This window comes from Exiguobacterium sp. SH5S4, assembly GCF_004337045.1.
GTDB classification, from domain to species: Bacteria; Bacillota; Bacilli; order Exiguobacteriales; family Exiguobacteriaceae; genus Exiguobacterium; species Exiguobacterium aurantiacum_A.
In genome coordinates this window covers 69,154-80,143 of sequence record NZ_SJUQ01000013.1, presented here as the reverse complement: position 1 = coordinate 80,143, position 10,990 = coordinate 69,154, and the positions used below count along the sequence as shown (strand labels likewise).

11 protein-coding genes and 1 pseudogene are annotated in these 10,990 nt (G+C 53.6%); 4 read left to right on the top strand and 8 right to left on the bottom strand.

Annotation, left to right across the window (positions count from 1 at the left end; translation table 11 throughout):
• Window positions 1–136 precede the first annotated feature (136 nt).
• Window positions 137–1,333, bottom strand: coding sequence for a LysM peptidoglycan-binding domain-containing protein (locus tag EVJ32_RS08940; RefSeq protein ID WP_131457954.1), 1,197 nt, complete (start codon window positions 1,331–1,333; stop codon window positions 137–139).
• Between the two features lie 277 nt (window positions 1,334–1,610).
• Here EVJ32_RS08940 and EVJ32_RS08935 point away from each other — a divergent pair, with 277 nt between their 5' ends.
• A complete protein-coding gene (locus EVJ32_RS08935; RefSeq protein WP_131457953.1) occupies window positions 1,611–2,354 on the top strand; it encodes a FixH family protein in 744 nt (247 codons plus the stop codon).
• A 35-nt stretch (window positions 2,355–2,389) separates the two neighbouring features.
• On the opposite strand, the gene EVJ32_RS08930 is transcribed toward EVJ32_RS08935, so the two are convergent.
• Entirely contained in the window at window positions 2,390–4,015 is a 1,626-nt protein-coding gene (locus tag EVJ32_RS08930; protein WP_131457952.1) for an ABC-F family ATP-binding cassette domain-containing protein, read from the bottom strand.
• Between the two features lie 132 nt (window positions 4,016–4,147).
• Here EVJ32_RS08930 and EVJ32_RS08925 point away from each other — a divergent pair, with 132 nt between their 5' ends.
• Window positions 4,148–4,759 carry a stage II sporulation protein M gene (locus EVJ32_RS08925; RefSeq protein WP_161566948.1) on the top strand — a complete coding sequence of 204 codons (612 nt, stop codon included), beginning with the start codon at window positions 4,148–4,150 and terminating at the stop codon, window positions 4,757–4,759.
• Between the two features lie 24 nt (window positions 4,760–4,783).
• On the opposite strand, the gene EVJ32_RS08920 is transcribed toward EVJ32_RS08925, so the two are convergent.
• From EVJ32_RS08920 to EVJ32_RS08905, 4 genes and pseudogenes are all read right to left on the bottom strand, one after another.
• Window positions 4,784–5,506: a DNA/RNA nuclease SfsA gene (locus EVJ32_RS08920; RefSeq protein ID WP_131457950.1), complete on the bottom strand. Its 723-nt coding sequence runs from the start codon at window positions 5,504–5,506 to the stop codon at window positions 4,784–4,786.
• Between the two features lie 2 nt (window positions 5,507–5,508).
• Window positions 5,509–5,955, bottom strand: coding sequence for an OsmC family protein (locus tag EVJ32_RS08915; RefSeq protein ID WP_131457949.1), 447 nt, complete (start codon window positions 5,953–5,955; stop codon window positions 5,509–5,511).
• Between the two features lie 54 nt (window positions 5,956–6,009).
• Entirely contained in the window at window positions 6,010–7,248 is a 1,239-nt protein-coding gene (gene pepT, locus EVJ32_RS08910; protein WP_131457948.1) for a peptidase T, read from the bottom strand.
• Between the two features lie 114 nt (window positions 7,249–7,362).
• Window positions 7,363–7,488: pseudogene (locus EVJ32_RS08905) on the bottom strand (SDR family oxidoreductase); the annotation flags it as partial.
• 296 nt (window positions 7,489–7,784) lie between these two features.
• Between EVJ32_RS08905 and EVJ32_RS08900 the strand changes: the two are divergent.
• A complete protein-coding gene (locus tag EVJ32_RS08900) occupies window positions 7,785–8,876 on the top strand; it encodes an RNA-guided endonuclease TnpB family protein (RefSeq protein ID WP_131457947.1) in 1,092 nt (363 codons plus the stop codon).
• A 168-nt stretch (window positions 8,877–9,044) separates the two neighbouring features.
• On the opposite strand, the gene EVJ32_RS08895 is transcribed toward EVJ32_RS08900, so the two are convergent.
• Both EVJ32_RS08895 and EVJ32_RS08890 read right to left on the bottom strand, forming a co-directional pair.
• Window positions 9,045–9,719, bottom strand: coding sequence for an LrgB family protein (locus tag EVJ32_RS08895; protein WP_131457946.1), 675 nt, complete (start codon window positions 9,717–9,719; stop codon window positions 9,045–9,047).
• The gene (locus tag EVJ32_RS08890) at window positions 9,716–10,072 is read right to left on the bottom strand and encodes a CidA/LrgA family protein (RefSeq protein WP_131457945.1); all 357 of its coding nucleotides are present in this window, start codon (window positions 10,070–10,072) and stop codon (window positions 9,716–9,718) included. Before EVJ32_RS08890 ends, EVJ32_RS08895 begins: the two co-directional genes overlap by 4 nt.
• Before the next feature lie 151 nt (window positions 10,073–10,223).
• On the opposite strand from EVJ32_RS08890, the gene EVJ32_RS08885 reads away from it, so the two are divergent.
• Entirely contained in the window at window positions 10,224–10,961 is a 738-nt protein-coding gene (locus EVJ32_RS08885; RefSeq protein ID WP_131457944.1) for a YwqG family protein, read from the top strand.
• Window positions 10,962–10,990 lie beyond the last annotated feature (29 nt).

The window sequence follows — 10,990 nt, the reverse complement described above, 5'->3', positions numbered from 1 at the left end:
TCGCCCCTATCTGTTTAGTCCGAAATGCGTGAACGAACCCATAAAAATGAGAAGAGGCCACCGTTAGCGAACAAGTCGCTCCCGGTGGCCTCTTTCTTATAAATCTACTGAGTTATGTCCCAGCCTCTTTTTGTGGTTAACGAGGAATTGTGAGTACTTGACCGATGCTGATCAAATTGATGTTCGTGATGTTGTTGGCAGCAGCGATTTTGGCGACGGTCGTATTATATGTCGTCGCAATCTTATAGAGCGTGTCGCCTGACTTGACGGTATACTTCACGGTCGTCGCTGGCGGAGGAGTGACGGTTGTGCCTGGGATGATCAGTACTTGACCGACGCTGATCAGGTTGATGTTCGTGATGTTATTGGCGGCAGCGATTTTGGCGACGGTCGTTTTGTACAGTGTCGCAATCTTGTAGAGTGTATCGCCTGCTTTTACCGTATATTTGACAGTCGTCGCTGGGGGTGGTGTGACGCTTGTTCCTGGGATGACGAGCACTTGACCGACACTAATTAGGTTGATGTTCGTAATCTTGTTAGCGGCAGCGAGTGCAGCGACGGTGACGTTGTAAGCCCGGGCGATGCTATAGAGCGTGTCGCCTGATTTGACAGTATACGTTTTAGCGGTTGAAGTAGATTGGTAAGCGAGCAATTGGGAAACTGTCACGAACTTGTAGCCTTTCGCTTTCAGTTGCGAGATCATCGTCGGCAAGGCGAGCGGTGTGCCCGGTGCGCCAGCGCCAGTGTGCATGAGAACGATCGATCCTGGTTTGATGTTTGTTTGGACTTTCGTATTGATTTGGCTAGCAGTGAGCCCTTTCCAGTCAATCGTGTCGATGTTCCATTGGATCGTATAAGCGTAGCCGGCAGCGCCGACACCGCTCAAGACGGCGCTGTTCACGGCGCCAAACGGAGCCCGGAAGATCGGTTTTGTCGTTTTACCGGTCAGTGATTTAACAATTGCTTCGGTACGGTCGAGTTCGGTCTTCATTTGAGTGGCGGTCAACTGGGTGAAGTATGGGTGGCTGTACGAGTGGTTACCTAGTTGGTGACCTTTAGCTGCGATGTTTTTAATGTATTGAGGATGGTGGTTGGCGCCGGTTCCAGTCAAAAAGAAAGTGGCTTTGACGTTGTTCTTGGCAAGTATGTCCAAAATCTTGTTCGTATTCGCACCATCCGCTCCGTCATCGAACGTCAATGCCACGACTTTACTCGTCGTGTTCACGCTCGTTATGAACTTCGAAGCAGCGGCATCAGCTGATTTTGGATAGGCGACTAACGGTGCCAGCACGATCAACAAAGCCATCAATAACCGTACAAATTTGCTCTTCATTTTTCCTTTCGCCTCCATTCTTGGTGTATGTATCTTGGTGTCAAGGCTTTCCATATATTGAGCTGTGTATATATTTTATATACCCCGTTTTGGTGATAAACACGTGATAAACCTAAAAATAGGCAAAGGGATTTTTGGATAATGACTCTCAAATTTTGTGTTTAATTTATGAGCAGGAGGCGTGGTAAATATCACAAAATCCTCACACACTTCCTGAAAAAGGATGATATCATGAACAAAGTGTGAAACGTGTAAGCGATTAACTAGGGGGGTCATGATGAGACAAACAGTGAAACGAATCGGGATGGCCACAGGGTTAGCCGGTCTGTTCGTCCTCGGGGCATGCGGGACAGAAGAGGCGGACAATGCGACGGAGATGGTGCAGTCGATGGAGCCCGTCGAAGCAGAATTGAACGTACCGGCGACAGCGGAAATAGATGAAGCGGTCACGTTATCGGTTCGCGTCACGCAAGACGGCGCAGGGGTCGATGACGCGGACGAGATCAAGTTCGAAGTGTGGAAGAACGGTGCCAAGGAAGAGAGCGAGATGCTGAAAGCTTCGCTCACGGAAGACGGGGTCTATGAGACGGAAGCAACGTTTGCGGATGAAGCGGTCTATACGGTCCAAGTCCATGTGACGGCGCGGGCGATGCACACGATGCCGACGGCGAACGTGACGGTCGGCCATCCAGAAACGGATGCTGAGGCTGAATCAGACCATCACCAACACGCCGGGGCCGATATCATGCTCGATCCAAAGCAAGTGACGGCGAATGAAGCGAGCCCGTTCACAGTCAACGTTGAAATTGACCATGAGGCGCTGACAGGTGCGGACGTTCAACTTGAAGTATTCAAAGACGGTGCGGATAAGCACGATTGGGTGAAGCTTGAGGAAACGGAAAACGGGAGCTATGCGGGTGAGCATACGTTCCCGGAGACCGGTACGTACAACGTCCAAGTCCATGTGACGAAAGGACACGACATCCATGAACACGTCATGGAGACAGTCGAAGTCAAATAAAAAAATCGATCGGCGCACGCGCCGATCGATTTTTATTATGCGTTTTGGTAAAGTGATTCGACTTGTTGTTGAAGCGATTCGTTCTCGAGGAACTGGTCGTACGTCGCTTCTTTGTCGACAATCCCATTCGGCGTCACTTCGATGATGCGTGTCGCAATCGTCGAGATGAGCTGATGGTCATGTGAGCTGAAGAGGAGTACGCCTTTGAACGTCTCGAGTCCGTTGTTGAGCGCTGTGATCGATTCGAGGTCCAAGTGGTTCGTCGGATCGTCAAGGACGAGCACGTTCGAGTTCGAGAGCATCATCTTCGAGAGCATGCAACGAACTTTCTCTCCCCCTGAGAGGACAGACGCTTTCTTCATGACTTCTTCGCCAGAGAAGAGCATACGGCCGAGGAAACCACGGAGGAACGTATCTGACTCGTCAGCTGGTGAGAACTGGCGTAACCAGTCCAAGATGCTCTTATCTGAGCCTTCGAAGTATTCCGAGTTGTCTTTCGGGAAGTACGACTGGATCGTCGTCACGCCCCATTTGACCGTACCCGCGTCTGGCTCCATCTCACCCATGAGGATCTTGAAGAGCGTCGTGATGGCGACGTCGTTGCGACCGACGAAAGCGACTTTGTCCATCTTGTTCAATGAGAACGTGACGTTGTCGAGTACTTTGACACCGTCGATCGTCTTCGAGACGTTGTCGACGTACAAGACGTCATTTCCGATTTCACGTTCCATCGAGAAACCGACGAACGGATAACGGCGTGATGACGGACGGATGTCGTCCAGTGTGATCTTATCGAGCAACTTTTTACGCGACGTCGCTTGACGCGCCTTCGAGGCGTTCGAGCTGAAACGGGCGATAAAGTTTTGGAGCTCTTTGATCTTCTCTTCTTTTTTCTTGTTCTGGTCGTTGGCCATGCGCGATGCGAGTTGGCTCGACTCGTACCAGAAGTCGTAGTTCCCGACGTACAGTTGAATCTTACCGAAGTCGAGGTCAGCCATGTGCGTACAAACTTTGTTCAAGAAGTGACGGTCGTGGGAAACGACGATGACAGTGTTCTCAAAGTTGATCAAGAACTCTTCGAGCCATTGAATCGCTTTGATGTCAAGTCCGTTCGTCGGCTCATCGAGGAGCAAGATGTCTGGCTTACCGAACAACGCTTGGGCAAGGAGTACCTTGACCTTCTCGCCACCCGTGAGCTCGCTCATGAGTTTATGGTGCGACGCGTCAGTGATGCCGAGACCTTGAAGCACCGTTGCGGCTTCCGACTCGGCTTCCCAACCGTTCATCTCAGCGAATTCACCTTCGAGTTCAGCGGCACGCATGCCGTCTTCGTCAGAGAAATCTTCTTTCATATAGATTGCATCTTTTTCTTTCATGACTTGATACAAGCGCTCATGACCTTTGATGACTGTTTCAAGCACAGCCTGGTCTTCGTACGCATAATGGTCCTGTTTGAGGACGGCGAGACGTTCGCCAGGTGAGAAGCTGACGTCACCCGTTGACGTCTCTTGCTCACCGGAAAGAATTTTCAAGAATGTTGATTTACCGGCACCGTTCGCGCCGATCAAGCCGTAACAGTTGCCTGGTGTGAACTTGATGTTCACGTCTTCGAACAACTTACGGCCACCGAATTGAAGACTTACGTTATTTACTGTAATCATGTATAGAATACCTCGTTTTTCTGATTTGTTTACGACGTGTATTGTATCACGTTTTTTAAAAACGCGCAGTCGCGGGTAAATATGAAACAAATGTGGAACGGATTCGTATGAATGGATAAGGGGGAATCGTTCATGAAAACATCACTATCGATCCGCGAGGCGTGGAACGACTACTACCGCAAGGATTTCGTCCGACTGTTGCTCGTGTTCTTCGTGACAGGCGTCATCTCGTATTGGTTATTCCGCACGTTCGTCGCGGCCGAACAAGTCGACGAGATTTTAGCCCAACTCGGCGAATCGTTTGAAGCGAGCGGGCTGACGTTCGACTCGAGTCCACGTGACATGATGATCGCCTTGTTCGTGAACAATACACGTGTCACGTTGCTCGCCTTCTTGCTCGGGATGATCCCGCTCTTCATCCCATATGTGTTCGTCGTCATCAACGCTGCCGTCATCGGCCTCGTCGCCATGCTCGTCGGTTTCACGGGCGAGTCGGTCGTCAAAGTGCTCGTTCTCGGGATTTTACCGCATGGCGTCACCGAGATCTCGGCAATCCTGCTCGGGGCGGCGATGGGTCTGTCGCTCAACCGTCATGTATGGAAGAAGTTACGAGGAAAAGAAACGGACGTCACGTTCAAAGCGCTATTGCTCGTAGGGGTCAAGACGTTCTTATTTATCGCGGTCCCGCTCCTCGCTGTCTCTGCTGTCATCGAGGCGTACGTCACGCCGCTCTTGCTACAGTAAAAGTCATCGCAGGATGGCTTTTTTTTATTTTAAGTGATGTGTCGTCTCGAGACAGCGCAGCGGGGTAATGCCTTCTATGGTGACTTCGCAGTTCAACTGCCAGACTTCGAACCCGTCCGCGATCGCGTCACGGATCAGCCGGCGGATGGCCTCGTCATGTCTCCGCTTCGGATTGCCGGTGAAGACAGGCGCATCATATAAAAAGACATACAATAAAACGGCCCGGCCTGCTTGTGGCAACGTCGTGATCAGCGTTTCAAGATGACGGATGAACCGTTTCGTCTCGACAGGGGTTTGCCTTGCGTTTCCTTCAAAGCGAGGGAGCGGCGTCACGAACAGTTCCGTCAGCGGTGTTTTAACTTCCATGTAGACTGCATCGACTTTGAAATCGAGGCGTGAACCGCCTGACACGATTTCACGTTCGACACGTTCTGGAGACGGAAAGACCGGCAAAGCGTCCGCTTTCAAGAGATGTTCGACGTAGTCGTTGGCCCGCCCTTGATGGATGCCGATCCAGCGCTTGTCCCGGTCAATCGAGATGGCTTCCACCGTGAAAGAAGTGTGGCGTCGCGGATCGTTTGCCGCCGAGACGAGGCAAGGCACACCTTCGAAGATGATATCACCAATCCGTCCCGTGACCGGACAGTGGCACGCGACGATTTCGTCATCGAGCAACACGTCCATGACGAAGCGGTTGCGCCGCTTGACGATAACACCTTCTTTTAACGGTCGTTCAAACCGATACATCGTCAGTCGACGCGAGTGACCGTCGTGTCGAGCTCGAACGTCACGTTGCCGGCCAAGGCGCGTGAAATCATACAGCCGTCTTTCGCTTTCTTGGCGATCCGTTCGACGAGCGTGATATCCCGGTCGGTCGCGTCGGCCTTTACGTTGATCACGGTTTTATAGCGGATCGTCTCGTATGTGAACACGCCGTTCGTCACGTCGACGATGCCTTCGGCGTCGATCGTGATGCCTTGATGGGAAAGGTCGCTCCGTCCGAGCATGGCCGCGAGCGTGATGATATAGCACGTCGCCGCAGCTCCGAGGAGCATCTCATCGGGATTCGTCCCGATACCAGGTCCGTCCATTTCCGGGGGAATCGAAATTTGCGTCTTCAACCGTTCGGCCTCGAGCGTGCCGACGTCGTTACGTCCGCCGGTCCAGTCAAGGTTCATTTGAAACGTATGCTTCATAAAAATCGCCTCCAATGTCTCTAGTGTAGAAGAGAATGATTGGAGGCGCATGTGTTATGCTCGCGCGCGTTCGGCGAACGTGCGGAGCGTCTGGATAATGACGTGTGTCGCTTTTTCCATATTGTTGACGGAGACGTACTCGAACTTGCCGTGATAGTTCTCGCCGCCAGTGAAGATGTTTGGCGTCGGGAGACCCATATACGACAGTTGCGAGCCATCGGTCCCGCCGCGGATCGGTTCGATCACCGGTTCGATCCCGAGCTCGCGCATGACGTCGGCGACGGTGTCGACGATGTGTTTGACCGGCTCGATCTTCTCGGCCATGTTGTAGTACTGGTCGTCCATCTTCAAGTCGACGCGTGCCTCGCCGTATTTTTGTTTCCATTCGGCGACAAGTTTCTCGAGCAAGACTTTCCGGGCTTCGAACTTCGTCCGGTCGTGGTCGCGGATGATGTATTGGAGAACTGTCGTCTCGACATCACCCGAGAATCCGTTCAAGTGGAAGAATCCTTCATAATGGCTCGTATGTTCCGGTGCCTCGTCGGCCGGAAGGCGGTTATGGAACGCCATCGCCAGTTTCATCGAGTTGACCATCTTGTTCTTGGCGCTACCCGGGTGGACGTTCGTGCCGTGGAACGTGACGGTCGCTCCGGCAGCGTTGAAACTTTCATACTGAAGTTCGCCAAGCGGACCGCCGTCCATCGTGTAGGCAAAGTCGGCGTTGAAGCGGGCGACGTCGAACTTGTGGGGTCCGCGCCCGATTTCTTCGTCCGGTGTGAACGCAATCCGGACCGGTCCGTGTGGGATTTCCGGATGCGCCAGTAAGTATTCGACCGCCGTGACGATTTCCGCCATGCCGGCCTTATCATCGGCACCGAGCAGCGTCGTTCCGTCCGTCGTCATGAGCGTATGGCCGACGTAATCATCAAGTTCGGGGAAGTCACGCGGTGACAAGATAACATTGAGTGCCTCGTTCAAGACGATATCGCCACCCGCATAATGTTCAACGAGTTGCGGATTGACGTTTGTGCCGGTAAAATCGGTCGCCGTATCGACGTGAGCGAGCAGCCCGATCGTCGGCACGTCATGGTCGACGTTACTCGGCAACGTCGCGAACAAGTAGCCGTATTCGTCGGTCTCGACGTCTTCGAGCCCAATCGCCTTCAGTTCGGCCTCGAGATGGCGGATCAAATCCCATTGTTTCGCCGTCGACGGCGTCGTCTCACTCGTAAAGTCAGATTGCGTGTCAATCTTGGCATACGTCATCAAGCGTTCAATCAATTTTGCTTGCATAAAAATACCTCCCCATATCGTTTCTCATCCGTTTTAGTGTAGCACGGGAACCGTTTGGAGAAGTATCAAAATTGTTTGAAAAATGGACAGGCGACCGAAGCGCCTGTCCATCGTTTACTGGATGATGACCTCGCCGTTGATGACGAACTCGGCGCCCGTGAAGTAACTCGACTCATCTGAGGCGAGGAACAAGACGAGGTTCGAGACGTCGGCCGGCTTTCCGATGCGTTTAAGCGGCACCGCCCGTCACAAGCGCGACTCCACCTTGTACACGTTTCATTGTCCTTCCTCCTTTTCAAAAAAGAAAGCAACCGTCTTCTTTAACATCATTAAGCGAGAATTCTCCCACCTCTAAGCGTCTGGGGCGAGGCCCAACGTAGGTGGGAGATGAATCGCCCGTACATAAACCTCTTGGGCACCCCTGTGACATAATTACGAACATAAGTTCTTGATTCCGTCAGATTTCCCTTCCCCCGCCGCGGGTATCGGAATGGGAAGAGAATCATCCTGACGCCGGGTGTGAAGGAGGGACAGACATGCTGAAGGGCTATAAATACCGGCTCTATCCGACGGCGGCACAGGCCGAGTTCCTGGTCAGGACGATCGGCTGCGCCCGGTTCGTCTACAACAAGCTGCTCGAGGACCGCATCGCCCTCCACGAGGAGGCGAAGGCGAACGGCGGGCCGAAGCGGAAGCCGCCGACGCCGGCCTCCTACAAGCCGCTGTTCCCGTTCCTCTGCGAGGCGGACAGCCTCGCGCTCGCGAACGCGAAGCTTCACCTCGACGCGGCGTTCGCGAAGTTCTTCGCCGGGACGGCCGGCTTCCCGGTGTTCAAGTCGAAACGGAAGGCGCGCGCGTCCTACACGACGAACAACCAGCACGGCACGATCCGCATCGAAGGGGGCCATGTCCGGCTCCCGAAGGTCGGATTCATCCGCTTCACACAGCACCGAATCTTCGACGGCGAGATCCGGTCGGCGACCGTGTCGATGACGAAGACGGGCAAGTTCTTCGTGTCGCTCCTCGTCGAGCAGCCCGACGAGCCGTGGGTCCCGGCCGAGCACAAGATCGGGATCGACCTCGGCCTCGGGCACTTCGCCGTCATGACGAACGACGCGCTCGTCACGGAGAAGATCCCGAACCCGCGCAACCTGCGCGAGGCCGAGGCGCGGCTCAAACGGGCGCAGCGCGCTCTCTCCCGCAAGAAGCCCGGCAGCCGGAACCGCGAGAAGGCGCGGCTCCTGTTGGCCAAAAAGCATGAAAAGGTACGGAACCGCCGACATGACTTCCTCCACAAGCTGTCACGACGCATCGTCGACGAGAACCAAGTCGTCGTCGTCGAGACGCTGAAACCGAGGGAGATGATGCAGGACCGCCGCCTGGCAAAGTCGATCGGGGACGCCGGGTGGGGCGAGTTCGTCCGCCAGCTCGCCTACAAATGCAGGTTCCACGGCCGCACACTGATCCAGGCCGACCCGTGGTTCGCCTCGACCCAGGTCTGTTCGGCCTGTGGCGAGAACGGCGGCAAGAAGGACCTGCACGTCCGCGAGTGGACATGCGCCGTATGCGGCACGCACCATGACCGCGACGTCAACGCGAGCCTCAACCTGTTGGGTCTCGCCGACTGAAACACTCCAGGGCAGGGACTGCCCGACGAGCTTGGTCCACAACCGTGGCTAGTCAAAGCACGGTCTTCCCAAGAAGCTCCCACTTCAAGTTGCGAAGCAAATAAGTGGTGAGTAGTTCACTTATAATATGAGATGTCACATATTATGAAATATTTTGAACGATTGGCATTAGAAAAGGATAGGGAGCAACAACGGCAACAAAAACGACGTGAAGATGGCGGTCAGTCCCATTGCGGCACCACCGGTCGCGCCTGAGAGCGGATGTTCGGTCGCGGCTTGGGCTGTCCCGATGCCGTGGCTGATCGTCCCGAGGGCGAGTCCGCGCGTGAACGGGTCGGTCACGTTGAACATAGATAGAATCACTGGGCCGAGCATGGCGCCAAGGATGCCGCAGGCGACGGCGACCGAAGCGGCGAGCGCGGCGTCACCTTGTAACTGTCGTGCCAGCTCGAGCGCAATCGGCGAGGTCACCGATTTGACGGACAAGGCGAGCAAGACGTGATCCGTCAACTTGAGTGCGGTCCCGAGACCGACAGCGACGAAAATCGTTGATAACGTCCCGAACACGATGGCACCGAGCGCTCGTTTAGCCCGAGCGAGCAGGATCGGCAAGTTGCGATAGAGCGGCAAGCCGAGCGCCACTGTCGCCGGCCCGAGCAGTGTCGTGATCGCATCTTTCGCCGGCGCATACGTGTCGTACGTCTGTCCAGAGCCGAGCAATAACAAGATGAGCGTGAGCGTGCTCAAAAAGACGACGTTCGTGAACGGGGACGCCCATTTGAATGACAGCTTCCGGCTCAACATATAGACGGCAATGGTAATCAATATCCAGAAGACGGTCATGACGCCTCACCGTGTTTTCCGGAAACGAGTGCCGTCACGACGAGGCCGATCGTCATGCTAATGATCAAGGCGAGGAAGAGCGGAACGCCTTCCGCCTTTAAAAGCGAGCTATACGACATGAGCCCGACCGCGATCGGGATGAAGAAAAAGGCGAGGTGCTTCGTCAAGAAGCCGGCGCTATCTTCGATCCATTCGACGCGGATGATCCTGGTCATCAATAAGAGCAGTAACAGGACCATGCCGATGACGCTCCCTGGCACTTTTAAAGCGAGCACGGCGACGATCCAATTCCCGAGCGCGCTCAAGCCAAATAAGAGCGAAAGGCCGATAATCCATTTGATAAGACGTTGCATGTGATTCATCCTTTCGCATATACATTCAAAACGTATGAATTCTCTCAAACTTTATCATCTAGGTCAAGATGGAGGCTATGACAAAAAAGATAATGGGTACATATGTTCGGGGTGGTATAATGAGCTCACTACTAACAAATGAGGTGTATTTATGGAACAAACGGCAGTCGAACGGTTCATTCAAGAACATCAAATCAAAGATGGGGCAGACGTCTTGAACGCGTTCCAACAACGAATCAATTTGAGTATGGTGCCTCGAACGACACGAGAAGAGGTTGCAATCGGCCACTCGAAATTTGGCGGTTATCCAGATTTACCGATCGGGTCGGACCATCCTGGAGAGAACTTGACGTTTTTGGCGCAATTTCGCTTAAGCGACTTTGCCGGCTGTGAGTCGGTCGAGGCGCTTCCAAAAAAAGGATTGTTGTCTTTCTTTTACGATATGGAAGAACAACCGTGGGGCGACAAGGACGAACGTCATCTTTGGCGTGTTGTGTACACGGAAGACACAGACCTTGAACGTGTCAAAGTCGGGGAGGCGCTGAACGAACGGGCGGTCTCGTTTGATGAATCATACGCACCGAACGTTGATGTGCTCGCCCATCTATTGAATGACGATCAGTTCGAGGCGTTCGAAGAGCTGATTGACGATGAGGAATTTCACGCAATCGGCGGTCATCCGAACGCAATTCAAAATGATGTGTTCGAAGAGGCTCAGGACACATATGGTGACCGCTTCAAGCGGCCGTTCCTGCTCTTCCAAATGGATTCGTCAGAAGAGCTCGATATCATGTTCGGCGATGTCGGGATTCTTTACTTTTTGATTCCGACAGAGGCGCTTCAGGCCCAACGATTCGAGGAGACCGAAATGATCATGCAATGTTACTGAACACAACAAAAAGAGATTTGACCGGCTCT

Bases quoted from the DNA above. Each gene is read 5' to 3' on its own strand.
- EVJ32_RS08900 (WP_131457947.1), top strand. From the start codon at position 7,785: ATGCTGAAGGGCTATAAATACCGGCTCTATCCGACGGCGGCACAGGCC.
- EVJ32_RS08885 (WP_131457944.1), top strand. From the start codon at position 10,224: ATGGAACAAACGGCAGTCGAACGGTTCATTCAAGAACATCAAATCAAA.
- EVJ32_RS08920 (WP_131457950.1), bottom strand. From the start codon at position 5,506: ATGTATCGGTTTGAACGACCGTTAAAAGAAGGTGTTATCGTCAAGCGG.
- EVJ32_RS08940 (WP_131457954.1), bottom strand. From the start codon at position 1,333: ATGAAGAGCAAATTTGTACGGTTATTGATGGCTTTGTTGATCGTGCTG.
- EVJ32_RS08930 (WP_131457952.1), bottom strand. From the start codon at position 4,015: ATGATTACAGTAAATAACGTAAGTCTTCAATTCGGTGGCCGTAAGTTG.
- EVJ32_RS08890 (WP_131457945.1), bottom strand. From the start codon at position 10,072: ATGCAACGTCTTATCAAATGGATTATCGGCCTTTCGCTCTTATTTGGC.
- EVJ32_RS08925 (WP_161566948.1), top strand. From the start codon at position 4,148: ATGAAAACATCACTATCGATCCGCGAGGCGTGGAACGACTACTACCGC.
- pepT (WP_131457948.1), bottom strand. From the start codon at position 7,248: ATGCAAGCAAAATTGATTGAACGCTTGATGACGTATGCCAAGATTGAC.
- EVJ32_RS08895 (WP_131457946.1), bottom strand. From the start codon at position 9,719: ATGACCGTCTTCTGGATATTGATTACCATTGCCGTCTATATGTTGAGC.
- EVJ32_RS08915 (WP_131457949.1), bottom strand. From the start codon at position 5,955: ATGAAGCATACGTTTCAAATGAACCTTGACTGGACCGGCGGACGTAAC.
- EVJ32_RS08935 (WP_131457953.1), top strand. From the start codon at position 1,611: ATGAGACAAACAGTGAAACGAATCGGGATGGCCACAGGGTTAGCCGGT.